The organism is Streptosporangium sp. NPDC053982, from assembly GCF_055585205.1.
The window spans coordinates 92,152-118,036 of record NZ_JBVJKQ010000002.1 but is presented as its reverse complement, the minus strand read 5'-3'; the positions used below and the strand labels follow the sequence as shown (position 1 = coordinate 118,036).

The following is a 25,885-nucleotide window of genomic DNA, read 5'->3' as shown; positions in this document are numbered from 1 at the left end:
GATCACCACTTCTCGTCGAGGGCCAGGTTGAGCAGGAGCACGTTCACCGCCGGTTCGCCCATGAAACCCAGCGCGCGCCCCGTGGTGTGCTCGTCGATGAGCGCCTTCACCTTATCCACGGGGACGCCGCGTTCCTTGGCGACCCGGGGCGCCTGCAGCTCGGCGTAGGCCACCGAGATGTGCGGGTCGAGGCCCGAGCCGCTCGCGGTGACGGCGTCCGCCGGCACGGCGGGCGTCCCGGCCCCGCCTCGCACCGGGACGGTACGGCCGGCCGAGTAGTCCTCGCCGGGCCTGCCGCACTCGACCTCGACGCCGCGGTAGACGGCGACGAACGGCGTGGCCGGACACGCCTGGTTGACGCTGACCGCCCGGGTGGGCGTGCCGACGGCGGGGAAGACCTTGAGCACCGCGCCGACGCCGTCGGCCGTGCAGTACGGCCGGGCGCCGCTGACGCCCTCCAACTCGCCGACGGCCTTCGACCGCGCGCACACCTGGGTGAGCAGCGACAGCCGCCCCTCGTCGGGGTCGCCGCCGGCGTCCCTGGCGCCGGGCACCGGCAGGGTGTCCACGACGTCCTCGGGTCCGAGGTTGCTCGCCCCGGAGGCCAGCGGGTCGTAGCCGTTGCCGGCGGCCGACGGGCGGCTCTGGAAGTACTTCCTGACCGGGGCGCCGTCGGCGTCGGTGAAACTCTGGCCGATGGCGGCGCTGCCGACGGCCCGGCCGTTCCGTTCGATCAGTGATCCGTCCGCCCTGTCGCCGAGCAGGACCTGGGCGATCCCGGTCACCGTGAGCGGGTAGGCGAGGCCCAGCAGGACGGTCAGGACGACGATCGCGCGGACGGCGGCGAGGTGCCGGCGGATCCAGCCTGGCATGCGTTCCATTTAAGACATCCCCGGAAGGAACTGGATGAGGAGATCGATGATCTTGATTCCGGCGAACGGGGCGACGATGCCGCCGAGGCCGTAGACGCAGAGGTTGCGGGAGAGCAGCTTCGACGCGCTGGACGGCCGGTACCGCACGCCCCGCAGGGCCAGCGGGATCAGCGCCACGATCACGATCGCGTTGAAGACGACCGCGGACAGGATCGCCGACTGCGGGCTGGACAGGCGCATGACGTTGAGCGCGTCGAGGCCCGGGTACACCGCCGCGAACATCGCCGGGATGATCGCGAAGTACTTGGCGACGTCGTTGGCGATGGAGAAGGTGGTCAACGCGCCCCGGGTGATGAGGAGCTGCTTGCCGATCTCGACGATCTCGATGAGCTTGGTCGGGTTGGAGTCGAGGTCGACCATGTTGCCGGCCTCCTTGGCGGCCGACGTGCCGGTGTTCATGGCCACGCCGACGTCCGCCTGGGCGAGCGCGGGGGCGTCGTTGGTGCCGTCGCCGGTCATGGCGACCAGCCGGCCGCCCTCCTGCTCCTTCCTGATCAGGGCGAGCTTGTCCTCGGGCGTGGCCTCGGCCAGGAAGTCATCGACCCCGGCCTCATCCGCGATCGCCCTGGCGGTCAGCGGGTTGTCTCCGGTGATCATGACGGTCCGGATGCCCATCCGGCGCATCTCGTCGAACCGCTCCCGCATGCCCTGCTTGACGACGTCCTTGAGGTGGACGACGCCGAGCACGTGATCCCTGTCGGCCACCACCAGCGGGGTGCCGCCCGAGCCGGAGATGGCGTCCACGAGGTGGCCGACGTCGTCCGTCGGGTGACCGCCTTTCTCACGGACCCACTTCATCACCGCGGTCGCGGCGCCCTTGCGGATCTCGCGGCCGTCGAGGTCGACGCCCGACATGCGGGTTTGCGCGGTGAACGGCACCCACTTGGCGTGGACCAGCTCACCCGGCGCGCGCTCGCGCAGGCCGTAGCGCTCCTTGGCGAACACGACGATCGAGCGGCCCTCGGGGGTCTCGTCGGCGAGACTGGACAGCTGCGCCGCCTCGGCCAGCGCCTCCTCGGTCACCCCCGCCACCGGGACGAACTCCGCCGCCTGGCGGTTGCCCAGCGTGATCGTTCCGGTCTTGTCCAGCAGCAGCGTGCCGACGTCGCCCGCGGCCTCGACCGCGCGGCCGCTCATGGCCAGGACGTTGCGCTGGACCAGCCGGTCCATGCCGGCGATGCCGATGGCCGACAGCAGCGCGCCGATCGTCGTCGGGATGAGACAGACCAGCAGCGAGACGAGCACGACGCCGGTGACGCCGTCGCCGGTCAGCGCGAGGGAGTCGGGCACGCCCGGGTTGACGTTCTTGGAGTGGATCGCGAACGGCTGCATGGTGACGGTGGCGACCAGGAAGATGATCGTCAACGCGGCCAGCAGGATGTTGAGTGCGATCTCGTTCGGCGTCTTCTGCCGATCGGCGCCCTCGACCAGGGCGATCATCCGGTCGATGAAGCTCTCACCGGGCTTCTGGGTGATCCGCACGACGATCCGGTCGGAGAGCACCTTGGTGCCGCCGGTCACCGCGGAGCGGTCGCCGCCGGACTCCCGGATGACGGGTGCGGACTCACCGGTGATGGCCGACTCGTCCACCGAGGCGATGCCCTCGACGACGTCGCCGTCGCCGGGGATGATCTCTCCGGCCTCGACGACGACGAAGTCGCCCTGCGTCAGCTCCGGGGCGCCGACGACGTCCCACTCGGCGGAGTCGCGGCCCTTGAGCCGGCGGGCGGTCATGTCGCGTTTGGCCGCGCGCAGCGTCGCCGCCTGGGCCTTGCCCCGGCCCTCGGCGACCGCCTCGGCGAGGTTGGCGAAGAGCACGGTCAGCCAGAGCCATACCGCGATGGCCCAGGCGAAGAACGACGGGCCGAGGACCGCCAGGACGGTGGTGAGCGCCGCGCCGATCTCCACGATCAGCATGACGGGGTTGCGCCAGAGGGTGGCGGGGTTCAGCTTGACCAGCGCGCCGGGCAGAGAGGTGAGGAGCTGCCTGGGGTCGAGCAGCCCGCCGCCGACCTTGCCGTTCCGTTCGGGGGCCGTGGGGCGGCCCCGGGCGGGGACCTGGGTGGTCATGAGAAGAGTCCTTCTGCGATCGGCCCGAGCGCCAGGGCGGGGAGGAAGGTCAGGGCGACGAGGATGATCGTCACGCCGACGACCATGCCGACGAACTGCGGCCGGTGCGTGGGCAGGGTGCCCGCCGACTCGGGGACCGGGGTCTGCCGGGCCAGTGATCCGGCCAGGCCGAGTACGAAGACGATGGGCAGGAACCGGCCGAGCAGCATGCACAGGCCGAGCGCCACGTCATACCAGGGGGTGTTGACGGTGAGGCCGGCGAACGCCGAGCCGTTGTTGTTCGAGGCGCTGGTGAAGGCGTAGAGGACCTCGGAGAGGCCGTGCGGGCCGCCGTTCAGCAGGCCGGCCAGGCCCGCCTCGTTGCCCATGGCCAGCGCGGTGCCGACCAGGACGAGGATCGGTGTGACCAGGAAGTACATCGAGGCCAGCTTGATCTCACGGGAGCCGATCCTCTTGCCGAGGTACTCGGGCGTGCGGCCCACCATCAGGCCGGCCACGAAGACCGTGATCACGGCCAGCACGAGCATGCCGTACAGGCCGGAGCCCACGCCACCCGGCGCGACCTCGCCCAGCATCATGTTGAACATCGTCATCATGCCGCCGAACGGGGTGTAGGAGTCGTGGAAGGAGTCCACGGCGCCGGTGCTGGTCAGGGTGGTGGCCGCGGCGAAGGTGGCCGAGTTCGCGACGCCGAACCGGATCTCCTTGCCCTCCAGCGCCGCGCCGGCGGCCTGCGGGACGGTCGCGCCGCCCTGCAGCTCGAAGACGTTGGTCAGGGTGACGCTGACCAGGGCGATCGTCGCCATGACGGCGAGGATCGCGTAGCCCTGGCGGACCTGGCCGACCATCTTCCCGAAGGTGCGGGGGAGCGAGAACGGGATGACCAGGATCAGGAAGATCTCGAACCAGTTGGTCCAGCCCGTGCCGTTCTCGAAGGGGTGGGCGGAGTTGGCGTTGTAGAAGCCGCCGCCGTTGGTGCCCAGCTCCTTGATGGCCTCCTGGCTCGCCACCGGGCCGCCGGTGATGCTCTGCGTGCCGCCGGTCAGGGTGGTCAGCTCGTGCGGGGCGGCGAGGTTCTGCACCACGCCGCCGGCCACCAGTACCAGCGCGCCGGCGAACGCGATCGGCAGCAGGATCCGGACGGTGCCGCGCACCAGGTCCGCCCAGAAGTTGCCGACGGTGTCGGCGTTCCGGCGGGCGAACCCGCGGACCAGGGCGATCGCCACGGCCATGCCGACCGCGGCCGAGACGAAGTTCTGCACGGCCAGGCCCGCCATCTGGACCAGGTGGCCCATGGTGGACTCGCCCGAGTACGCCTGCCAGTTGGTGTTGGTGACGAAGCTGACCGCGGTGTTCCACGCGATGTGGTCGGTCACCGGGGGCAGGCCGAGGGAGAGCCAGAGTCTGTCCTGGAGGCGCTGCATGCCGTACAGGGCGAGGAGCGAGACGGCGGAGAAGGCGAGCAGGCTGCGCGCGTAGGCGCCCCAGTGCTGCTCGGCGTCGGGGCGGACGCCGAGCAGCCGGTAGATCAGGCGTTCGGGCGCGGCGTGCCGGTCGCCGGTGTACACCCGGTACATGTGGTCGCCGAGCGGCTTGTGCACCAGGGCCAGCGCCAGGACGAGGGACGCGATGAAAAGGGCCGCCATGTCAGAAACGCTCCGGGAAGAGGAGGGCGGCGACCATGAAGATCACCAGCACGACGGCGACTGCCAGGCCGGTGGCGTTGATCACGCTCACAGGCGCTCCACCGCCCTGACGACGAGCCCCAGGATCACGAACAACGCGATCGTCAGGGCGACGAAGACGACGTCGGCCATCTCCACTCCTCGAATCCGGATCGACTGCTGACGGCCGTCCATGGACGGAGGGCCATGAAGCAAGCAAATCGCTGGATTTGTCGCACTTTGCGGTTCTTGACGGGTTCCATACGGCATCCGGCCGAGAATTGACGGGATCCGTACACGTGCCCCCGCGGAGCGGGCCGCCCCGGTGGGGGAGACGGGAGCGGAACCGGCGAGCGAGCGGTCCGGCCGGATCCCGGCGACGGCCGTGAGAGGCCGCGTGACGGGCGGACGACGGCCTCGCCGTAGGCTTGCCCCGGTTCGGAGGGGCGGGGGTTCTGAATGTCGCGGGTTCCGGTGCCCCGCCTGGCACGGATGATCGCCGGCGTGGTGTTCGCCGGTTTCGCGGCCGTCTACGTCCTCGCGGGCTCACCGCTCGCCGCCGTGGCCTTCGGGCTCCAGCTCGTCCACGTGTCGCCCGGCCTGCGGCGGTTCAGGCGGCCGTGGCTGCCGGCCGTACAGGTGCTGGTCTGCTACACGGCCGTCCTCGGCTTCGGCACCTCCGTCGGGATCCTGGGGTTCGCCGGCGGGTCCCTGCTGCTGACCCGCGCCTGGCCGCTGGCCGTGCCGGTGGCGGTCAGCGCCGCCGTCATCGGCCCGGCGGACTCGGTGATCAGCATGGTGCTCGTCTCGCTGGTGATCTGCGGCCTCACCCGGCTCGCCGAGCGGGTGGAGGAGGTGCACGCCGCCCGTCTGGCCTTGGCGATGGCGGCGGCGGCCGAGGAGCGGCTGCGCATCGCCGCCGAACTGAACGACGGCATCGGCCGGGGGCTCGCCGGGATCGCCGGGGGCGTCCGGCTCGCCCTCGACCGGCCGGAGAACGCCGGTGAGGTGCTCGGCGAGGTCGTCGGCGCCGCCCGCCGCTCGCTGGCCGACGCCAGGGCCGCCGCCGCCGGCTACCGCGCCACGTCCCTGACGCCCGAGGTGACGACGGCGCGGGCGATGCTGGCGGCGGCGGACGCCGAGGTGGAGGTCCGCGCCGGGCACACCGAGCCGCTCGGCCCGGCCGGCGCGCTGCTCGCGACCGTGCTGCGCGAGGTCGTGGTCGGGGCGGTGCGGCAGAACACGGTCAGGAAGTGCCTGATCGAGACCGTCGCGGCACACGGGACGGTACGGCTGCGCGTCGTCCACGACGGCGCCCGCACGGCCGACGGCGAGGGCCTCGCCGAGTCGGCCCGGCAGGCCGCGCTGGCGGGCGGCGGCCTGTCGACGGACCTGACGGCCGAGGGATGGCTGACCGTCGAGACCGTGCTGCCCGCGCCGGCCGCGGACCAGGGGCCGTCAGCGCCCGCCGAGGACCCGCGCGCCTACCGGCTGTCCGTCGTGCTGCTGGTCGCCGTGCTGCTCGGGTTCTCGGCCAAGGCGCTGCTGACCGTCCCCGCGCATCTGTTCGCGCCGGCCGCCGCCTGCCTCGCGGTGATCGCCTTCATGCAGGTCCGTTCGGTCACCGGGCGGCACATGGCCGCGCTCGCGGTGATGGCGCTGCTGGCCTTCGCGCCGATCCCGGTGTTCGGCAGGGCGTGGCTGGGCGTGTCCGGGTTCCTCGCCGGCCCGGTCCTGCTCGCGTTCCCGGCGGCGGTGGCCTGGCCGCTGACCGGGTGCGTGGTCGCGGGCACGGCGGTCGCCGCGGTGCTGCTCGGCCTGCCGGTCCCGGTGACGGTCAACTTCATGGTGAGCACGCTGGTGACCGGACTGGTGATGTACGGGCTGGTCAGGCTCGCCCAGCTGGTCAGGGAGCTGCGGGAGGCCAGGCAGGGGCTGGCCCGCTCAGCCGTGGTCGAGGAGCGCCTGCGCGCCGCCCGTGACCTGCACGACCTCCTCGGCTCCAGCCTGGCCGCGATCCTGCTCAGGTGCGAGCTGGCCAGGCGGCTGGACCCGGAGCGGGCCCGCGCCGAGCTGGTGGAGGTCCTGGCGATGACCCGGAAGGCCGAGACGGACCTGCGGGTCGTCTCCGGTGAGCGCGCGGCGGTGTCGCTGGCGGACGAGGTGGAGACGGCGCGGTCGGTGCTGGCCGCCGCGGGGGTCCGCGCCGAGGTCTCCCTCGCGCACGGCGCGCTTCCCGGCGAGGTGGACGCCGTGCTGGGCACGGTGCTGCGGGAGGCGGTGACCAACGTGCTGCGGCACAGCGCGGCCCGGCACTGCGTGATCACGACGGCGGCGGAGGAGGGCGGCGTACGGCTCGACGTGCGCAACGACGGCGCGGACGGCGGGGCCGGGGTCCGGCGGGGCTCGGCGGGGCTCGGCAACCTCACCACCCGCGTGGCGGCCCTGGACGGACGGCTCGGCACGGCCCGGGACGGTGACCGGTTCGAGCTGACGGCCTGGGCGCCGTACCGACCGGTGGGCGGGTCGGTACGGTGACCGGTTCGAGCCGGCGGCCTGGGCGCCGTACCGACCGGCGGGCGGGTCAGATCCAGCCGGCCTCGGTGGCGATGCGGACGGCGTCGGTGCGGTTGCGGGCGTTGAGCTTGGCCACGATGGCGGTCAGGTAGTTGCGCACCGTTCCGGCCCCGAGGAAGAGCCGGGTCGCGATCTCGGCCGCGTCGGCGCCGCTCGCCGCCAGCCGCAGCACGTCGGCCTCCCGGGGGGTCAGCGGGTTGTCGGCCAGGTTCCAGGCGGTGACCGCGAGCGAGGGGTCCAGCACCCTCCGCCCCGCCATGACCGCGCGGATCCCCGCGACCAGGTCCTCCGGCGGCGCGGTCTTCAGCAGGAACCCGTCCACCTGGGCGCCGAGCGCGCGGCGCAGGTGACCCGGTTTGCCGTGCCCGGTCAGCATGAGGGTGCGGCAGCCCGGCAGCCTCTCACGCAGCTCGGCGGCGGCGGCCAGGCCGTCGAGCGCGCCGGGCATGTCGATGTCGAGCACCGCGACGTCCGGACGGTGGACCAGGGCCGCGGAGAGGGCCGCGTCGCCCGAGTCGACGGCGGCCACGATCTCCAGGTCCGGTTCGAGGCCGAGCAGTGCGGCCAGGGCGCCCCTGATGATGTGCTGGTCCTCGGCGAGAAGCACACGGATCACAGGGATATGTCTACCAGTGTCCGGATCATGATGAGGTCATGCCCGATCGGTGATCACCTCCGTGGTCCGCGCCGAGCCCCGCCGCGAGGGTTGGAGACATGACGGACGTGGTGCGGTTGGACGCGGTGAGCAAGGTGTACGGGAAGGGACAGGGCGCGGTCGCGGCCCTGCGCGAGGTGTCGGTGGGGATCCCGCGCGGGAGCTTCACCGCGGTGATGGGACCTTCGGGGTCGGGCAAGAGCACGTTCCTGCACTGCGCGGCGGGACTGGACGTGCCGTCCTCGGGGTCGGTGCGGCTCGGCGGCACCGAGCTGTCCGGGATGGACGAGACCGCCCTGACCGAGCTGCGCAGGCGGCGGGTCGGCTTCGTGTTCCAGGCGTTCAACCTGGTCTCGGCGCTCACCGTGGAGGAGAACATCACGCTGCCGCTGCGGCTGGCCGGGACGCGGGTGGACCGGGCGTGGCTGGACGAGGTCGTCTCCCGGGTGGGCCTGCGGGGGCGGACCGGCCACCGGCCCGCCCAGCTGTCCGGCGGCCAGCAGCAGCGGGTCGCCATCGCCCGCGCGCTGGTCACCCGGCCCGAGGTGGTGTTCGGCGACGAGCCGACCGGGGCGCTGGACACGATGACCGCCCGGGACGTGCTGACGCTGCTGCGGGAGATCGTGGACGCCACCGGGCAGACGGTGGTGATGGTCACCCACGACCCGATGGCCGCCTCCTACGCCGACGCGGTCCTGTTCCTGGCGGACGGCCGGATCGTGACCTCCATGACGGCCCCCACCTCCGAGAAGGTGGCCGAGCGGATGACCCGGCTGGGAGCGTGGGTGTGATGATCTCCCTGGCGATGAGGACGATCCGGCACCGCGGCGCCGCCTTCGCGGGCGCGTTCGTCGCCCTGCTCTGCGCCGCCGCGCTGGTCTGCGCCTGCGGCATGCTGCTGGAGACGGGGCTGCGCGGAAGCGTCGCCCCGGAGCGCTACGCGGGCACCCCGGTGGTCGTCACCGGCGACCGGTTCGTCCGCGAGACGATCAGCAAGTCGGCGGAGAAGACCAAGACCAAGGCCAAGCCGCTGGCCGAGCGGGCGTGGGTTCCGGTGTCCCTGGCCGAACGGCTGCGCCGCCTCCCCGGCGTCTCGCGGGTGGTCACCGAGGTGACGTTCCCCCTCTACGTCGCCGGCCGCCCCTTCGAGGGGCACGGCTGGGAGTCGGCGGCGCTGACCCCGTTCACCCTGAGCGCGGGCCGTGCGCCGCGCACGGACGGAGAGGTGGCCGTGGAGGCCGGGGCGGGCCTGGCGCCCGGCGCGCGTGTGCCGGTGCGGACGCCGGACGGTGACCGGACCTACCTGGTCACCGGCGTCACCGACCGGGACCTGCCCGGCGGGGAGACGCTGTTCCTCTCTCCCGCCGAGGCCCGCCGCCTGGCCGGACGGCCGGGCATGGTCAGCGCGGTCGGCGTCTTCCCGGCGGTGGACGTGTCCGCGGCGCTGCGCGAGGCCGCCGCGGCCCCCGGCGGCGTCCGGGCGCTCGCCGCCACCGGGGACGAGCGCGGTGTCGTGGAGTTCCCGGACGCCGAACAGGCGAGGGTACGGCTGATCAGCCTCGGCGGCGCGCTCGGTGGCACCTCGCTGCTGGTGGCGATCCTCGTCGTCGTCGGCACGTCCGCGCTGTCCGTCCAGCAGCGCCAGCGGGAGATCGCCCTGCTGCGGGCCGTCGCGGCCACTCCCCGCCAGGTGCGGAAGATGCTGGGCGGCGAGGCGCTGCTGGTCGGCGCGGTGGCCGGGCTGGTCGGCGCGGCGGCCGGTGTCGGCCTGGGATTCTGGTTGCGTTCCCGGTTCGTCGCGCTGGGCGCCATGCCGCCGAACCTGCGGCTGGTCGTCAGCCCGTTCCCGGCGTTCGTGGCGCTCGCGGCGACCATGGTGGCGGCGTGGGCGGCGTCCCGGCTCTCGGCCCGCCGCGCCGTACGGATCCGCCCGGTGGAGGCGCTGGGCGAGGCGGCGGCGCCGGCCGCGCTGCTGCCGGTGGGCAGGCTGGTCGCCGGCCTGCTGTGCGCCGGGGGCGGTCTCGCGCTGACATTGGTGCTGTCGTCCCTGTCGGCCGAGGCGGCGGCGACCCCGGTCACCATGCTCACCACGCTGGTGTGGACGGTCGCCGTGGCGCTGCTCGGCCCACTGGTCGCCCGGGGGGCGGCCGGCCTGCTCGGAACGCCGCTGCGGGCCTTCCGGGCGAGCGGGCACCTGGCCGCGGCCAACCTGCGGACCGGCGCGCCGCGCCTGGCCTCGATCATCACACCGCTCAGCCTGATGGTGGCGATGACCTGCACGATCCTGTTCACGCAGACCACCGTGGAGGACGCCGCCCGGCGGGAGGCGGCGGCCGGCACCGTGGCCGGGCACGTCCTCGGTCCGCACCTGCCCTCGGGGGCGGCGGCGGCCCTGCGCGGCCTCCCCGGCGTCGAGGCGGTCACCGAGACGCTGCACACCTCGGTGCGGGTGGGCCTGGAGAAGTACGGCGCGCAGGGCGTCACCGGTGAGGACCTCGGCAGGACCCTCGACCTGGGCGTGGTCGCCGGACGGCTGGACGGCCTCGGCGAGGACGCGGTCGCGGTCAGCCGTAAGGCGGCCGAACGGCTCGGCGTCCGGGTGGGAGGGAGGCTCCGCCTGACGCTCGGTGACGGAACCCCGGCCGACCTGCGCGTCACCGCGATCTACCGCCGCGGGCTGGGATTCGGCGACCTCACGCTCTCCCACGCGCTGGTGGCCCGGCACGTGGACGACCCGCTCGGCACCGCGCTGGTCTCGGCGCCCTCCCTGACCCGGGCGGACCTCGCGCGTGCCGTGCCCGGCACCGGCGTGGCGGAGACGGCCGGGGCCGCCTGGGCCGTCCCGGCGAACGCCGAGGTGAACTACGTCGCGATGGGCCTGATCATCGCGTTCACCGCGATCGCCGTGGTCAACACCCTGGCCATGTCCACCTCGGCGAGGTCACGGGAGCTGGCGCTGCTGCGCCTGGTCGGCACGACACGGCGGCAGGCGCGCCGGATGCTCGGGCTGGAGACCCTGGTCGCGCTCGTGGCCGCGGTGACGCTGGGAACCGGCATCGCGCTGATGACGCTCACGGCGTTCAGCGCGGGCATGACGGGGTCGGCGGCGCCGTACGTCCCGCCGCTCGGCTATCTCGCGGTGATCGGCACCGTCGCCGTGCTCGCCTTCGCGGCCACCGCGCTGCCGGCCCGCGTCGTCCTGGGCCGGCGCCCGGCGGAGGCGGTCGGCGCGCGGGAGTAGGGGCGGGAGCCCGGGACCCGGAGCCCGGACGGGCTTCGGACCCCGGCGGTGGAACGGGGCGGGGCCGGGCGGCCGCGGCCCGGCCCGCGTTCCTCCGGCCGTTCCGTTTGTCCTCGTCACCCCGGGTATGGCCACTGAACTGGAACGAAGGCGTCGAGGAGGCAACGATGACCAGGTTCGGATACTTCCTCTCCAGCGAGGAGCACGACCCCAAGGAGCTGGTACGGCAGGCGAAGCTGGCCGAGCGGGCCGGGTTCGAGGGGCTGTGGATCTCCGACCACTACCACCCCTGGATCGACGAGCAGGGGCAGAGCCCGTTCGTGTGGTCCGTCATCGGCGCCATCGCCGAGGCGACCTCGCTGCCGATCACCACGGCCGTCACCTGCCCGCTGGTCCGCATCCACCCGGCGGTCATCGCCCAGGCCGCCGCCACCAGCGCCGTGCTCACCGGCGGCCGGTTCCGGCTCGGCGTCGGCACCGGAGAGGCGCTGAACGAGCACATCATCGAGTCCCGCTGGCCCCCGGTCTCCGAGCGGCTGGAGATGCTGGAGGAGGCGGTCGAGCTCATGCGGGAGCTGTGGTCGGGCAAGCTGGTCACCCATCGCGGCGTCCACTACGACGTCGACAACGCCCGCCTGTACACGCTGCCCGACAGCCCGCCGCCCGTCTATGTCTCCGGCTTCGGCGAGAAGTCCGTGGAACTGGCAGGGCGGATCGGCGACGGGTACATCTGCACCGGCCCCGCGGGCGAGCTGGTGGAGCGGTTCCACAAGGCCGGCGGTGAGGGAAAGCCCACCCAGACCGGCCTGAAGGTCTGCTACGCCACCGACGAGGCCGAGGCCCGCAGGACCGTGCACCGGCTCTGGCCGAACCAGGGCATCCCGGGGGAGGCGTCCCAGCTCCTGCCGCTGCCGCGGCACTTCGAACAGCTCGCGGAGATGGTCACCGAGGAGCAGGCCACCGCCTCCACGCCCTGCGGACCCGATGTCGAGAAGCACGTCCAGTCGATCAAGGAGCACGTGGACGCGGGCTTCGACGAGGTCTACATCAGCCAGATCGGCCCCGACCAGGACGCCTTCTTCGACTTCTACGCACGCGAGGTGCTGCCCCGCGTGCGCTGAGGCCGGTGCTCACGCCGCCTCCGCGCACCGGAGGCGGCGTTCCGTCCACGATCCGCCGGCCGGTGACGCCGCTCCGCGTGTGCCGAGGCGGCGGAACCGGAGTGGGATCCGCGCTCCCGGGAAAACAGAGAAGGGTGACGGATGAGGGTCTCGTTCTCCTGATCGCCTGGGGGCAGCTCGCCGTACTCCTCGGCGTACTGGCCTATTTCCTGCTGAGAAGGCGCACGTGAGGCGCGCCTCCGGGCGGGCGGAGCGGGCCGCCGTGACCCGCACGGCGGCGTGGGTCGCCATGGCCCGTACGGCGGCCCGCCCTGCCGTGGCCCGCGCGGCCGTCCTCGCGGCGGCCCGCGCCGCGGTCCTCACAGTGGTCCTCGCGGCGGTCCTCGCGACGGCGGGATGCGTCAGCCCGGCCTGGGACGACCACGACTACGCGCTGAAGGCCGCCGCGTCGGCCGAGACCGCCGCCTCCGGCACCGAGCTGGTACGGCTGGCCGTGCAGCGGCAGGACGAGCTGTTCACCCCCTACCTGAAGACGGTGCTGACCGAGAGCGCCCGGGAGCTGGGCAGCGTCAACGACCAGTTCGGCGGTGTTCAGCCGCCCTCCGACGCCTCCGACCGGGTCCGCGAGGAGCTGATGGGCCTGACGACCCGGGCCGAGGACGAGGTGGACGCGCTGCTCGTGCAGGTCCGGCGCGGCGGCGTGAAGGACCCGGCGCGGGCGGCGGCGGAGCTGCGGGACCTGGCGGCGCGGCTGCGGCGGTTCGGCGAGGAGCACCGCTCGTGAGGCCGCGCGGCACGGCGGAGAGCGGGAGGGAGCCGGGCGCGGCGACCCCGTGGACGCACGGCACGGGACGGACCGCGTTCCCGGCGAGTCCGGCGATCCCGGCGAGCCCGGCGTGGGCACGCGGCGTGGGACAAGGGTGGTCGCGGTGAAGAAGCTGTTCGCCGTGACGCTCGGCATCCTGACCGCGTTCGGCGGGTTCGTCGACATCGGCGACCTCGTGGGCAACGCCCTGGTCGGCTCCCGCTTCGGGATGTCGCTGGCCTGGGTGGTGGTCGTCGGGGTCGTGGGGATCTGCCTGTTCGCCGAGATGTCCGGCAGGGTCGCCGCGGTCTCCGGCCGGCCCGTCTTCGACCTGGTCCGCGAGCGCCTCGGCCCCCGGGCCGGCCTGGTCAACCTGGCGGCGTCGTTCTTCGTCAACGTCCTCACCCTGGCCGCCGAGATCGGCGGCGCCTCCCTGGCGCTGGAGCTGGCGACCGGGGTGAACTACCTGCTGTGGGTGCCCGGGGTCGCGCTGGTGGCCTGGCTGGTGATGTGGCGGGTCAGGTTCGAGACCATGGAGCGGGTCTTCGGGCTGGCCGGGCTCGCCCTGGTGGTCTTCGCCGTGACGCTGTGGACGCTCGGGCCCGACTGGGGTGAGCTGGCCGGGCAGCTGACCCGTCCGCCGCAGGACGAGGGCGCGCCGACGTACTGGTACTACGCGATCGCGCTGCTGGGCGGCGCGATGACCCCGTACGAGGTGTTCTTCTTCTCCTCGGGGGGCGTGGAGGAGCGCTGGAGCGCGCGGGATCTGGCGGTCGAGCGGGCCAACGTGTTCATCGGCTTCCCGCTGGGCGGCTTCCTCTCCCTGACGATCGCCGGGTGCGCGGCGACGGTCTTCCTGCCGCTCCAGGCCCAGGTCTCCACCCTGGGCCAGATGGTGCTGCCGGCCGGGATCGGGCTGGGCGGGATCGGCCTGGCCCTGGTGATCTTCGGGATCTTCGCCGCCACGTTCGGCGCGACGCTGGAGACCGCCCTGTCGTCGGGATACACCCTCAGCCAGTACTTCGGCTGGCAGTGGGGCAAGCGGGTGCGGCCCGGGGACGCGGCCAGGTTCCACGCGGTGGTGCTGGTCGTCATGGTCGCCGCGACCGCGCTCATCCTCACCACCATCGACCCGATCGCGGTCACGGAGTACTCCCTGGTCTTCTCCGCCGCCGCGCTGCCCCTGACCTACCTGCCGGTTCTGATGATCGCCAACGATCCCGACTACATGGGAGACCGGGTCAACGGCAGGTTCGCCAACACCCTGGGAACGCTGTACATGGTGCTGCTCTGCGTGGTGGCCGTGGCGGCGGTGCCGTTGCTCATCGCCACCAAGGCGGGCCAGTGACGGCGGCCCGTCACGCTCCCGCGGGGGCTTCCCCGGCGGGGAGGGAGGACCGATGACGGCGGCCCGGTGCGTCCACGCCCAGCTGCACCTGCTGGACCGCCAGGTGGTCCGGGCCGGGGACGGCCGCCTGCTGTGCAAGGTCGACGATCTGGAGCTCCTGCCGGGACCGGACGGCCGGCCGTACGTGGCGTCGATCCTGGCCGGGCCGCTCGCCCTGGGACCCCGGCTCGGCGGGGTGCCGGGCCGGCTGACGGTCGCGGTGACGGAGCTGTTCCGGTCTGAGGAACGTCCCGGGCCGCGGCGGATCCCCATGGCGCTCGTCTCCGAGGTCGGCAGCGCGATCAGGATCGGCGGGGAGACCGGGGACCTCGCTCTGGAGCGCTGGGTCCGGGACCACGTCATCGCCCCCATCCCGGGCAGCGGTGAGACCGGAGCCCCGGAGCGGGCCGCGTGGCCGCCGCCCGGGGAGTCCGCCGCGGACGCGAGACGGCTGAGCGCCCTCCTCGGCCGGAGGGTCGTGGACGCCGCGGACGAGCCCGCCGGACGGGTGGCCGACGTACGGCTCAGCCAGGACGGGCCGATGCTGGGCGAGGTCCAGCGGGCCTTCCGGATCGAGGGGCTGATCGTCGTCCCCCGACGCGCCGGACGGCTGTTCGGCTACGAGCGGGGCCCGGGCGGGAAGGCTCCGTGGCTGGTCAACAAGCTGATCAGGTGGCTGAACCGGGGCGGCCGGTTCGCCACCTGGGAGCAGATCGCCTCGCTGGGCGATCCGGGGCGCGGGGACGGCGACGGCGAACCGGTACGGCTGGCCGTACCGGCGGAGGAGCTCGCGCCGCTGGACGAACTGTACGAGCGGGCTCCCGGCTGACCCGCCCGTCGACCGTCCGCGGGCCGGACGTGCCACGCCTCGCATCCGTACGGTCCCGGCGCGTGTGCGGGACGTATCCGTACCGGTGTGACTTACGGGAACGCCAGGGTAGAGGGAGCCGATGAACAGTCGAGCAATTTCATTGGCATTGATGTCATTGGTTGTGATTTTGACTGGTTGTTCCTCTGCCGAGCGGGAGACCGCGGAAAAGGCGGCCATCCGTTTCTACGGCGCGGTGCACGACCGTCAGGGAGAGCAGGCGTGCTCGCTGCTGGCGCCCTCGGCGGCCGAGGGGCTCAGCACCGGCGGCCAAAGGTGCGCCGGCGCCGTCCTCGACCTCGAACTGCCCGGCGGCCGGCCGGTGGACACCGAGGTCTGGGGCGACGAGGCGCAGGTACGGCTGTCGCGGGACACCGTCTTCCTGCACAGGTTCCCCCAGGGCTGGCTGGTGCGCGGCGCGGGTTGCACGGCCCGCGACGAGCTCCCCTACCGGTGCGAGGTGACGACCTGACATGCGCGTCATGTTCACCGTCACTCTGGTCCTGATCGGCGTCGGCCTGGCCTATTTCCTCGCCATCGGCCTTCTGCAGCGTTAGGGGGGCTCCGTGAAGGACTCCGTGAAGAAGTTCGTCAAGAACAACGCCCTGAGCCTGTTCTTCCTCGTCGCGTTCCTGCTGTCCCTGGTGGGACAGTCGTTCGCCGGGAACGCCGCCGCCAACCAGGAGCGGCTCGCCGAGGGCGGCGCGCCGCTGTCGTGGATGGCCTACGTGACCTCATCCGACTTCACCACCGACGTCGCGGAGAACTGGCAGTCGGAGTACCTCCAGTTCCTGCTGTTCATCCTCGCGACGGTCTGGCTGGTGCAGCGCGGCTCCACCGAGTCGAAGAAGCCGGGCGAGGAGGGCGGCGAGAGCGACGCCGAGCAGAAGACGGGCCGGTACGCCGAGCCCGGCAGCCCCGCCTGGGCCGCCGCGGCCGGGTGGCGCCGGTCGCTGTACGGCAACTCCCTCGGCCTGGTGATGGGAGCCGTCTTCCTGCTGTCGTGGCTCGCGCAGTCGGTGTCGGGCCAGGCCTCCTACAACGCCCGGCAGCTCGCGCAACTGGAGGACCCGGTGGGCTGGGGCGGCTACGTCGTCTCGGCCGACTTCTGGAACCGCACGCTGCAGAACTGGCAGTCGGAGTTCCTCGCCGTGCTGTCGATGGTCGTGCTCTCCGTGTACCTGCGCCAGCGCGGCTCGACGCAGTCCAAACCCGTCGGGGCCGCCCACGACGCGACCGGCGTCGAGGGGTGACGCCGCCCGGGGGCCGCGCGCCCCCGGGGCGGCACCGGACCCCCGTACGGCGGGTCCTCCCGGACCGGATCATCACGCGACCGGATCCTCATGAGCCGAATCGGCGCCGGAGAGGCCGTCAGACCTCCAGGCACCTTTCCCCCGCCACGATCTTCGCCCCCATGTTGCGCTCCATCATCCGCAGCGAGGCGTCCGCCAGGTCGGCGTGGATGCCGGCCACGCAGTCGCGCGGGACCCTGATCGAGAAGTGCCGCACGTAGGCGTCGAGCGCGCTGTAGAGGACGCACTGCTCGGTGACCTGGCCGGCCAGCACCACGGTCTCGACCTCCTCCCGTCGCAGCAGATACTCCAGGGAGGTGCCGTAGAACGCGCTGTGGCGAACCTTCTGCAGGAAGGGCGCCTCCTTCGGGGGCAGCACCGGCTCGACCAGTTCGGGCCGCCGGCCCGCGAGCGCCCGCTCCGCCAGATCCTCCCGGGTCACGGAGAAGTCCCCGTAGTTGTCGTTGACGTACACCAGCCCGACGTCGTCGCGCTCGTGCGCCCGGCGCATCAGATCGGCCAGGGGACCGACGATCCCGGCGACGTTCTCGGCGAGCGGTTCCGCGTCCTTGTGGTCGTAGGGGTTCAGCATGTCCACCACGACCAGCGCAATCTTTCCCATGCATCGCTTCTCTCCCTTTCGGCCCCGTTCATTCGGCCCCGGTTTCATCGGTGGACCCCCGGGTAGCCGCAGAGGCTCCGGAGCACAGAAAGGAGCGAGGATGACGACCGCACGCGAGATCATGACGCCGAACGCCGAGTGCGTGAGGGCCGACGAGACCGTGCTCGATGCGGCCACCAAGATGGCTCGCCTCGATGTGGGCTCCCTGCCGATCTGCGGCACGGACGACCGGCTCAAGGGCATGCTGACCGACCGCGACATCGTGGTGAAGGTGCTGGCCCAGGGCAAGGATCCGAAGTCCTGCCAGGCCGGTGAGTTCGCCCAGGGCGAGGCGGTCACCATCGGCGCCGACGACGATGCCGGGGAGATCCTCACCACGATGGCCAAGCACAGGGTCCGCCGGCTTCCGGTGATCGACGGACACAAGCTGGTCGGGATGGTCGCCCTGGCCGACGTGGCGCGGGCGCTGCCCGACGCGCCGGTGGGTGACCTCATGGACGCGGTCACCTCCGACTGACCCCGGCCGACCCTGGCCGACCCACTGCCGGCGCCCCGGATCCTGCGTCTCCGGGGCGCCGGGCTCTTCACCGGCCCGGATCCGTGTCTCCGTGTCTCCGGGTGCCGGACGCTCGCCGCCCGGATCCCGCGTCTCCGGGTGCGGGGCCCTTCGCCGCCCGGGTCGCCTCCCGGGTCTTCTCACGCCCTTCACCCGGGCCTTTCCCGCCGGTGCTCTTCACCGGGGCCTTTCCCGCCGGCCGACGTGGTCTTCCCGCCGGTTCGCCGTGTCTGCCGTACGGCGGGCTCCCCGTGCCCGCCGTACGGCGGAGCGCGCAGCTCTGAACGGCCAAATATTCCCCGAAATGTCACTCTAAGCAGCGATTCATTACAGAGTGTAGCGTACGCTGAGAGGCATGGTCGTATCGATACGGCGGTGCGTGCGGCCCGGAGGCATCCTCCGGGCGCTGTACTCGACCGTGCTCGGTGCCGCCGTCCTGCTCCACCTCGTGCTGTGCTCCCACGCCCACTCGGCGCACGTCCATTCGGCCCACGCTCACTCGGCCCCCACCCACTCGGTCCCCGCCCACTCGTTCCACCACCATCGTCACGAGCTCCGGACCGTATCCTCCGGGGAGACGTGCCACGGAGAGGCCCGGGGCGTGACCACCGGCCCCCGGAGCACCGCCGGTTCCCTCGTCGCAGCCGTCATCGGTCCCCGGCTCGCCGCCGGTTCCCTCCCCGCAGCAGCAGCCACCGCAGCCGCCACCGGCCCCCGGACCGTGTCCGGCTACCGTGCGATCGCCCGCCACCGCACCGTGTCCGGCGCGGTGGCGTACTGCGGCGGCACCCCGTGTCCCCTGCGTCCCCTGCTGCCCGCGGGCGAGGACCACACGCTGTGCGGGGCGGCGGCCGGGCCGTCGATCACCATCCTCCGTGTCCTGCTCCCCGCCGGCCGCGCCGCCTGCGACGCCGCGACCGCCGAGGTGACCGCCGAAGCCCCGGCCGTTCCGGCGGCGCGGCGCGCCTCCCGTCAGGTCCGCCCGCTTCCGGGCGCGGCCCTGCTCCTGCTCAAGTCCGTTTCCCGGGTGTAGCCGGTCCGGCGGCGCGCCCCGTCGCCCGTGCCATCGGCGCGGGCCGTATCTCCGGCGTGCCCTGAGGCGGATCATCCGATCACGTTCGAGGGAAACGGACCATGACCTACACACTCAACTCACCGGACATCTCACTGCTCCCGGCCGGCCGGCTGGTCACCGGGAACACCTGCCACACCCCGGAGCACGTCGTCGGCAACACCCCGGTCCTGTGGATCCCGGAGCTCGTCACCGGCCGGGGCCGCGGCTTCTGGGCGAAGCTGGAGGGCGGCAACCCCGGGGGCATCAAGGACCGGCCCGCCCTGCACATCGTCGACCGGGCACGCCGGTCGGGCCTGCTGCGCCCGGGGGCGCCCATCGTGGAATCCACCAGCGGGACCTTCGGCCTCGGGCTGGCGCTCGCCGGCATCGTCCACGGACACCCGGTGACGCTGGTGACCGACCCGGGGATGGAGCCGCTGATGCGTCACCTGCTCGCGGCCTACGGGGCCCGGGTCGTCGTCGTCACCGAGCCGCACCCGGTGGGCGGCTGGCAGCGGGCACGCCAGGACCGGGTGCGCGAGCTGCTGGCGGGGCACCCGGACGCCTACTGTCCGGACCAGTACGGCAACCCCGACAACGTCACCGCCTACGCGGGACTGGCCGCCGAGCTCGCCGGTCAGCTCGGCCGGATCGACGTCCTGGTGTGCAGCGTCGGAACCGGCGGCCACAGTGCGGGCGTCACCCGGATGCTCCGCCGCTTCTATCCGGACCTGCGGCTCGTCGGCGTCGACTCGACGGGATCGACGATCTTCGGCCAGCCGGCCCGTCCCCGGCTCATGCGCGGCCTGGGCAGCAGCATCCACCCGCGCAACGTGGCCTACGAGCTGTTCGACGAGGTGCACTGGGTCGCGCCCGCCGAGGCGGTGTGGGCGTGCCGCCGCCTGGCGGCCCTGCGGTACGCCACCGGCGGCTGGAGCGTCGGGGCGGTGGCCCTGGTGGCGTCGTGGCTCGCCCGCACGCTTCCCGGCCACACGCGGACGGCGGCGGTCTTCCCCGACGGGCCGCACCGCTACTTCGACACCGTGTTCAGCGACGACTACTGCGCGGCCAACGGCCTCCTCGGGGCGCCGCCGGCCGCCGGCCCGGAGGAGATCGGTCACCCCGCGGAGCGCGAGCCGGTCCGCTGGACGCGGTGCAGGACCGTGGTCGACCCCCTCGCGGGCCCGCCGCCGGGCGCCCCGTCCGGTACGGCGGGTCCGCATCCCGCAGGCACGGCCGGCGCGGACCAGGCCGTGGCGGGTCAGGCCGTGGCGGGCCCCGCCGGAGAGGACCCCACCGTAGGGGACCTCGCCGGAGAGGCCCCCGGTACGGCGGGCGCCGTCTGGGAGGATCGGTGACCGGCGCCGAAGAGGGGAAACCGATGACCGGGACCCCCGCGCTCATCCGGTCCTTCGACCGGCCGGTACGGCTGCTGCTGGTCAACCAGCTCACCATCAACACCGGCTTCTACATGCTCATGCCGTACCTCGCGGGTCACCTGTCCGGGACGCTGGCGCTGCCCGCGGCGCTGGTCGGGCTCATCCTCGGCGTCCGCAACCTGAGCCAGCAGGGGCTGTTCCTGGTCGGCGGGACGCTCGCCGACCGGCTCGGCTGCAAGCCCGTGATCGTGGCCGGATGCGGGGTGCGGGCCGTGGCGTTCCTGATGCTGGGGGTGGCCGGCTCGATCCCCGCGCTGGTGGCGGCCTCGGCGCTGACCGGGTTCGCCGGGGCGCTGTTCAACCCGGCCGTGCGGGCCTATCTCGCCAGGGAGGCCGGTGAGCGCAGGGTCGAGGCGTTCGCCGCCTTCAACGCCTTCGGCCAGCTCGGCATCCTGGTCGGGCCCCTGGTCGGGCTGCTGCTCAACGGGGTGACGTTCACCCTGGTCTGTCTGACCGCCGGGACGATGTTCGCGGTCCTCACGGTCGCCCAGATGCGGGCGCTGCCGCCGGGCGCGGGGGCCGGCTCGGGCGGTCCGGCCGGTCCGGGAACGGCCGGCGTCCCCGGAGCGGCGACCGGCGAGGGGAGGGCCGGTGACGAGGAGAAGGCCGGTGACGAGCGGATCGCCGAAGACGAGCGGAAGGCCAGGGACGAGCGGGTCGCCGGCCGGCGGGCGGCCCGGCTCCGGAGGCGTGTCCGGTCCCGGGAGCGTGTCCGACCCCGGAGGCGTGTCCGGCGTCCGGAGCCGTCCCTTTGGCGGGAGGCGGCCGCCAACCGGTCCCTGCTGCGGTTCTCGCTGGCCATGGCGGGTTCCTACGCGCTGAACTTCCAGATCTACCTCGGCCTGCCGCTGGAGGTCAGGCGGGTGACGGCCGGCGAACTCGGGGTCACGCTCGTCTTCGTGGTCTCCGGCGTCATGACCGTCGCCGGGCAGGCCCGGGTGACGGCGTGGGCGGGCCGGCGCTGGGGACCGTCCCGGGCCATCGCCCGGGGACTCGTCCTGATGGGCCTGGCATTCGTCCCGCTCGCGGTGGCCGCGCCGCTGACGGCCACCGCCGACGCCGCGGATCCGCCGTCCGCCGCCGTCCGGTTCCTCCTCCTGCTGCCCGTGCTGGGCACGGCGGTGCTGCTGAGCCTGGCCACGATGATCATCTACCCCTTCGAGATGACGACCGTCGTCGCGCTCGGCCCCGAGCACGCGGTGGGCACCCGCTACGGGCTCTACAGCACCCTGGCGGGTCTCGGCGTGGCCGCGGGCAACCTGCTGTCGGGGTGGGCGCTGGACCTGGGCAGGGTGGTCGGCCTGCCCAGTCTGCCGTGGCTCGGCCTGACGGCGGTCGGCGCCGGGTGCGCGGCGGCCGTACACGCCCTGAACCGGGCCGGACGGCTGCCGGAGCACCCCGTGGCCACCCCGGACGGGGCGTCTTCGGAAGAAGCCTCCTCCGAGCAGGACCCCCGAGATCCGCTCTCCCCGGACGCGGCTTCCCCGGACAAGGCCTCTTCGGACGCGACCTCCCCGGACCCGTCGTCTCCCGGTACGACCTCACCGGCCGCCGCCCCGGCCGCGGCGGTACGGCCGCCGTCCGGTCCGCTCGCGCGGGCGCGCTCGTCCGGAGCCCATCTCAGGGACGCAGCCGCCGGGCGAGGTCGTGCAGGGCGGTGGCCAGGAGGTCGACGTCGTCACGCGAGGTGAAGAGCGCCGGCGTCACCCGGACGCAGTCACCCCGGACGGGCCCGCCCCGGCGCACGGTGAAGATCCGGTACCTGGCGTACAGGTCATCGGTGATCGCGACGTTCTCGGCCTCCGACGTACGGCCGGCGAACCGGAAGGCGGTGATCGCCCCGTACATCGCCGGGTCCTCCGGGGTCAGGATCGCAAGGCCCGGGATGTCGCGCACCCGGTGGACCCAGCGGTCGCGCAGGAAGCGCAGCCGCGCCTGCTTGGCCGCGGCGCCCAGCGCGTCGTGGAAGTCCAGGGCCGCGTCCACCGAGAGCACGGCGGCGGCGTCCAGCGTGCCGGAGTGGACGCGCGAGCGGATGTCGGTGGCCGGGTAGGTCTCGTCGGCGAACGCGAGGTCGATGTCGGGCAGGCGCTCCTTCCGGATGTGCAGGAAGCCCGTGCCCAGCGGCGCCCCCATCCACTTGTGCAGGGAGAACACGGTGAAGTCCGATCCGAGGTCGCCGAGGGTGAAGTCGAGCTGGCCCCACGAGTGCGCGGCGTCGACGATCACGTCGGCGCCGCGGGCCCGCGCCATCTCGACGATCTCCCGGACCGGCGTCACCAGCCCGGTGCGGTTGTTCATGTGGCTGAGCAGGAGAAGCCGTACCCGCGGGTGGTCGCGCAGCGCCGCGGCGTAGGCGTCCAGCACGGCCTGCCGGGTCGCCGGCTCGGGGATCGCCAGCCGCTCGACCGTGACGCCGCGCCGGTCGCGCAGCCAGTTCATCGCGTACCGGGCGCTGTGGTAGTCGAGGTCGGCGTACATCACCGCGTCGCCCGGCCGCAGCCGGTTGTAGCCGCCGATCAGGTTCTGCAGGGCCTCCGTGCCGCCTCGGGTGAGGGCGATCTCCTCGGCGGAGACCCCGAGGAGGGCGGCGACCCGCCGCCTGATCCGGTCGGCCCGCTCCTTGTAGTCCGTGCGCAGTAGACGGGAGTTCTGCTCGTTGAGCAGGTCCACGTTGCGGTGGTAGGCCAGGCGCACCGGCTCGGGCATGATCCCGTAGTAGCCGTTCTCCAGGTTCACGAAGTCCGGGCTGACGCGGTACCGCCGCGCGACGTCCCCCCAGAACGCCTCGTCCCCGGCCGATCGGCCCGGAGCACGGCCGGTGGCGGGGGTCCCGGGGATCGGAGCCGCCGCCGGTCCCCGGGCGGCGGGCGGCTCCAGGCCCGGCGGGGCCGCCGCGGCGAGGGAGGCGGTCAGCGCGCCCAACCCGGTGATCATCTTGCGTCTGGACACAGTCATCGAAATCCCCCGTACCGCATCAGCGGGCGACCGCGGCGCGCGCCGTCCGGCCGTCCCGGAGCGGAATCGGCGGGCCGGGCGGAATCACTCCGGCCCGAAACGGAACCGGCGGGCCGGGCGGATCACTCCGGGCGGGGCCGCGGCGGCACCCTGGTCGACGCTTCCAGTGTGCGGCGGACCGGCGCCGTCACGCCGTCACCGCCGGGGGCCCGGCGTGGCGCGGGCACCGGCGGTGACGGCGTGGACCGCCTTGTGACGAGGCCCCTCTCACGGCTCTCACGGCGGGCGTCGGCGGTGACGGCTTTTCAACGAGGACCGCTTCACGGCGAGCGCCGGCGGTGACGGCGGTGACGGCTGGGACCGTCTCGCGGCGGGGACCGCTTACTTGAAGCCGCGCAGCCGCAGGCTGTTGGTGACCACGAACACCGACGAGAACGCCATGGCGGCTCCGGCGATCATCGGGTTGAGCAGCCCCATCGCCGCCAGCGGCAGGGCCGCCACGTTGTAGGCGAAGGCCCAGAACAGGTTGCCCTTGATCGTGGCGAGCGTCCGGCGGGCCAGGCGGATCGCGTCGGCGGCCACCCGCAGGTCGCCGCGGACCAGCGTGAGGTCGGACGCCTCGATGGCCGCGTCGGTGCCGGTGCCCATCGCCAGCCCGAGGTCGGCCTGGGCGAGCGCGGCGGCGTCGTTGACCCCGTCGCCGACCATCGCCACCGACCGCCCCTGCGACTGGAGCCGCTTGACCACGTCCACCTTGTCGGCGGGCAGCACCTCGGCGATGACCTCGTCGATGCCCACCTCGGCGGCCACGGACCGGGCGACGGCCTCGTTGTCGCCGGTGAGCAGCACCGGGGTCAGGCCCAGCGCGCGCAGCCTCCGGACCGCCTCGGCGGAGGTGGGCTTGACCACGTCGGCGACCACGAGGATCGCCCGTGCCCTGCCGTCCCAGCCGACCGCGACCGCCGTACGGCCCGCGGCCTGCGCCTCCGCCAGGGCCCGCTCCAGCTCGGCGGGCAGGTGCTGCGACCACTCGGCCAGCAGGCGGGGACGGCCGACGAGGACGGCGTGCCCGTCGACGACGCCCTGGACGCCCAGCCCTTCGACGTTGGCGAAGTCCTCGGGGGCGGGCAGTTCGCCGACCCGCTCGGCGGCGCCCCGGGCCACGGCCTGGGCGATGGGGTGCTCGGAGGCGTGCTCCAGCGCCCCGGCCAGCCGCAGGACCTCGGCGTCGTCCTCGCCGTCGGCGGTGACGACGTCCACCAGGGTCATCCTGCCCTCGGTGACCGTGCCGGTCTTGTCCAGCACGACGGTGTCGACGCCGCGGGTGGACTCCAGGACCTCCGGCCCCTTGATCAGGATGCCGAGCTGGGCGCCCCGGCCGGTGCCGACCAGCAGCGCGGTCGGGGTGGCCAGGCCCAGGGCGCAGGGGCAGGCGATGATCAGCACGGCCACCGCCGCGGTGAACGCGGCGCCCGCGCCGCCGCCCGTGCCGAGCCAGAAGCCGAGCGTCCCGACGGCCAGGGCGATCACGATCGGCACGAAGATCCCGGAGATCCGGTCGGCCAGGCGCTGCACCTGCGCCTTGCCGGTCTGGGCCTCCTCCACCAGCCTGGCCATCTGGGCGAGCCGGGTGTCGGAGCCGACCCGCGTGGCGCGGACGACCAGGCGGCCTCCGGCGTTGACGGTCGCGCCGGTCACCGCGTCGCCGGGCCGTACCTCGACCGGGACCGACTCGCCGGTCAGCATCGAGGCGTCCACCGCCGAGGAGCCCTCCTCGACCACGCCGTCGGTGGCGATCTTCTCGCCGGGCCGCACCACGAACCGCGTCCCCACCGCCAGGCTGTCGGCGGGGACGCGGACCTCGGCGCCGTCGCGCAGCACGGAGACGTCCTTCGCGCCGAGCTCCAGCAGGGCGCGCAGCGCCGCGCCCGCGCGGCGCTTGGAACGGGCCTCGAAGTAGCGGCCCGCGAGGATGAACGCCGTCACCCCGGCCGCGGCCTCGAGGTAGATGTTGCCCGCGCCGTCGGTGCGCTCGATGGTGAGCGCGAACGGGTGGGTCATGCCGGGGGTGCCGGCCGTACCGAAGAACAGTGCCCACAGCGACCAGCCGAGCGCGGCGATCGTGCCGAGCGAGACCAGGGTGTCCATGGTGGCGGCGCCGTGGCGCAGGTTGGTCCAGGCGGCCTTGTGGAACGGCCAGCCGCTGTAGACCACGACCGGCGCGGCCAGGGTCAGCGACAGCCACTGCCAGTTCCTGAACTGCAACGCCGGGATCATCGCCATCGCGATCACCGGGACGGCCAGGACGACGGCGGTGATCAGCCTGGCCCGCAGCGGGGCGAGCCCGTCGGCCCCCTCTCCGGGCTCCCGGGACTCCCCGGCGCCCTCGGCGCGGGGAGGCGGGGGCAGCTCGGCGGTGTAGCCGGCCTTCTCGACCTCGGCGACCAGTTCGCGGGGGTCGAGATCGGCGGGGAAGACGACCTTGGCCTTCTCGGTGGCGTAGTTGACGGTCGCGGTGACGCCGTCGAGCTTGTTCAGCTTGCGCTCGATGCGGTTGGCGCACGACGCGCAGGTCATGCCGCCGATCGAGAGCTCGACCGCGCCGGTGTCCGGCGGCCGTTCGTCCGTGATGGAGGACATCACC

22 protein-coding genes are annotated in these 25,885 nt (G+C 73.4%); 13 read left to right on the top strand and 9 right to left on the bottom strand.

Translation table 11 applies throughout. The features are described 5' to 3' along the window. Positions 1-2: 2 nt before the first annotated feature. Genes ACZ6W9_RS03350 through ACZ6W9_RS03330 form a run of 5 tightly spaced genes read right to left on the bottom strand, consistent with a single transcriptional unit; the run spans position 3 to position 4,861 of the window. Entirely contained in the window at positions 3-881 is an 879-nt protein-coding gene (locus ACZ6W9_RS03350; protein ID WP_389961639.1) for a potassium-transporting ATPase subunit C, read from the bottom strand. Further along, entirely contained in the window at positions 882-3,002 is a 2,121-nt protein-coding gene (kdpB, locus tag ACZ6W9_RS03345) for a potassium-transporting ATPase subunit KdpB (RefSeq protein ID WP_389961641.1), read from the bottom strand. After that, positions 2,999-4,648 (bottom strand): potassium-transporting ATPase subunit KdpA, encoded by a 1,650-nt coding sequence (gene kdpA, locus ACZ6W9_RS03340; RefSeq protein WP_470116651.1) that lies wholly within the window; start codon positions 4,646-4,648, stop codon positions 2,999-3,001. Before kdpA ends, kdpB begins: the two co-directional genes overlap by 4 nt. A 1-nt stretch (position 4,649) precedes the next feature. Continuing rightward, the gene (gene kdpF / locus ACZ6W9_RS03335; RefSeq protein ID WP_389961645.1) at positions 4,650-4,739 is read right to left on the bottom strand and encodes a K(+)-transporting ATPase subunit F; all 90 of its coding nucleotides are present in this window, start codon (positions 4,737-4,739) and stop codon (positions 4,650-4,652) included. Continuing rightward, on the bottom strand, positions 4,736-4,861 hold the full coding sequence (locus ACZ6W9_RS03330) for a hypothetical protein (RefSeq protein WP_362940234.1): 126 nt from the start codon (positions 4,859-4,861) through the stop codon (positions 4,736-4,738). The genes kdpF and ACZ6W9_RS03330 overlap by 4 nt, the downstream gene beginning before the upstream one ends. A 264-nt stretch (positions 4,862-5,125) precedes the next feature. On the opposite strand from ACZ6W9_RS03330, the gene ACZ6W9_RS03325 reads away from it, so the two are divergent. Then, complete coding sequence (locus ACZ6W9_RS03325) at positions 5,126-7,204, top strand: sensor histidine kinase (protein ID WP_470116650.1); 2,079 nt, start codon at positions 5,126-5,128, stop codon at positions 7,202-7,204. A 46-nt stretch (positions 7,205-7,250) separates the two neighbouring features. Here ACZ6W9_RS03325 and ACZ6W9_RS03320 read toward each other — a convergent pair whose 3' ends face one another. Beyond that, positions 7,251-7,859, bottom strand: coding sequence for a response regulator transcription factor (locus tag ACZ6W9_RS03320; protein WP_470116649.1), 609 nt, complete (start codon positions 7,857-7,859; stop codon positions 7,251-7,253). A 98-nt stretch (positions 7,860-7,957) separates the two neighbouring features. Here ACZ6W9_RS03320 and ACZ6W9_RS03315 point away from each other — a divergent pair, with 98 nt between their 5' ends. The 8 genes from ACZ6W9_RS03315 to ACZ6W9_RS03280 all read left to right on the top strand — a co-directional run bounded on the left by ACZ6W9_RS03315 (position 7,958) and on the right by ACZ6W9_RS03280 (position 16,573). Further along, positions 7,958-8,689: an ABC transporter ATP-binding protein gene (locus ACZ6W9_RS03315; RefSeq protein WP_389961652.1), complete on the top strand. Its 732-nt coding sequence runs from the start codon at positions 7,958-7,960 to the stop codon at positions 8,687-8,689. Continuing rightward, on the top strand, positions 8,689-11,139 hold the full coding sequence (locus ACZ6W9_RS03310; protein ID WP_389961855.1) for an ABC transporter permease: 2,451 nt from the start codon (positions 8,689-8,691) through the stop codon (positions 11,137-11,139). The genes ACZ6W9_RS03315 and ACZ6W9_RS03310 overlap by 1 nt, the downstream gene beginning before the upstream one ends. Positions 11,140-11,306: 167 nt before the next feature. Continuing rightward, on the top strand, positions 11,307-12,260 hold the full coding sequence (locus ACZ6W9_RS03305) for an LLM class F420-dependent oxidoreductase (RefSeq protein ID WP_389961653.1): 954 nt from the start codon (positions 11,307-11,309) through the stop codon (positions 12,258-12,260). Between the two features lie 226 nt (positions 12,261-12,486). Further along, positions 12,487-13,044 carry a hypothetical protein gene (locus ACZ6W9_RS03300; protein WP_470116648.1) on the top strand — a complete coding sequence of 186 codons (558 nt, stop codon included), beginning with the start codon at positions 12,487-12,489 and terminating at the stop codon, positions 13,042-13,044. A 145-nt stretch (positions 13,045-13,189) separates the two neighbouring features. Then, a complete protein-coding gene (locus ACZ6W9_RS03295) occupies positions 13,190-14,413 on the top strand; it encodes an NRAMP family divalent metal transporter (RefSeq protein ID WP_470116647.1) in 1,224 nt (407 codons plus the stop codon). A gap of 52 nt (positions 14,414-14,465) precedes the next feature. Further along, complete coding sequence (locus tag ACZ6W9_RS03290) at positions 14,466-15,281, top strand: hypothetical protein (RefSeq protein WP_362940247.1); 816 nt, start codon at positions 14,466-14,468, stop codon at positions 15,279-15,281. A gap of 235 nt (positions 15,282-15,516) precedes the next feature. After that, positions 15,517-15,792 (top strand): hypothetical protein, encoded by a 276-nt coding sequence (locus ACZ6W9_RS03285; protein WP_362940250.1) that lies wholly within the window; start codon positions 15,517-15,519, stop codon positions 15,790-15,792. A gap of 94 nt (positions 15,793-15,886) precedes the next feature. Continuing rightward, positions 15,887-16,573, top strand: a complete 687-nt coding sequence (locus tag ACZ6W9_RS03280) for a DUF6766 family protein (RefSeq protein ID WP_389961663.1) — start codon at positions 15,887-15,889, stop codon at positions 16,571-16,573. A gap of 118 nt (positions 16,574-16,691) precedes the next feature. On the opposite strand, the gene ACZ6W9_RS03275 is transcribed toward ACZ6W9_RS03280, so the two are convergent. Beyond that, the gene (locus ACZ6W9_RS03275; RefSeq protein WP_362940256.1) at positions 16,692-17,234 is read right to left on the bottom strand and encodes a cysteine hydrolase family protein; all 543 of its coding nucleotides are present in this window, start codon (positions 17,232-17,234) and stop codon (positions 16,692-16,694) included. A gap of 100 nt (positions 17,235-17,334) precedes the next feature. Between ACZ6W9_RS03275 and ACZ6W9_RS03270 the strand changes: the two genes are divergently transcribed. From ACZ6W9_RS03270 to ACZ6W9_RS03255, 4 genes are all read left to right on the top strand, one after another. Continuing rightward, the gene (locus tag ACZ6W9_RS03270; RefSeq protein WP_389961665.1) at positions 17,335-17,751 is read left to right on the top strand and encodes a CBS domain-containing protein; all 417 of its coding nucleotides are present in this window, start codon (positions 17,335-17,337) and stop codon (positions 17,749-17,751) included. 394 nt (positions 17,752-18,145) lie between these two features. Beyond that, positions 18,146-18,823, top strand: coding sequence for a hypothetical protein (locus tag ACZ6W9_RS03265; RefSeq protein ID WP_470116646.1), 678 nt, complete (start codon positions 18,146-18,148; stop codon positions 18,821-18,823). A 101-nt stretch (positions 18,824-18,924) separates the two neighbouring features. Then, positions 18,925-20,202: a PLP-dependent cysteine synthase family protein gene (locus tag ACZ6W9_RS03260; RefSeq protein ID WP_470116645.1), complete on the top strand. Its 1,278-nt coding sequence runs from the start codon at positions 18,925-18,927 to the stop codon at positions 20,200-20,202. 23 nt (positions 20,203-20,225) lie between these two features. Beyond that, entirely contained in the window at positions 20,226-21,974 is a 1,749-nt protein-coding gene (locus ACZ6W9_RS03255; protein ID WP_470116644.1) for an MFS transporter, read from the top strand. On the opposite strand, the gene ACZ6W9_RS03250 is transcribed toward ACZ6W9_RS03255, so the two are convergent. Beyond that, positions 21,904-23,241 carry an aminotransferase class V-fold PLP-dependent enzyme gene (locus ACZ6W9_RS03250; protein WP_389961673.1) on the bottom strand — a complete coding sequence of 446 codons (1,338 nt, stop codon included), beginning with the start codon at positions 23,239-23,241 and terminating at the stop codon, positions 21,904-21,906. The two genes, ACZ6W9_RS03255 and ACZ6W9_RS03250, sit on opposite strands and share 71 nt — an antisense overlap. 381 nt (positions 23,242-23,622) lie before the next feature. Then, a complete protein-coding gene (locus ACZ6W9_RS03245; protein WP_389961675.1) occupies positions 23,623-25,881 on the bottom strand; it encodes a heavy metal translocating P-type ATPase in 2,259 nt (752 codons plus the stop codon). Positions 25,882-25,885 lie beyond the last annotated feature (4 nt).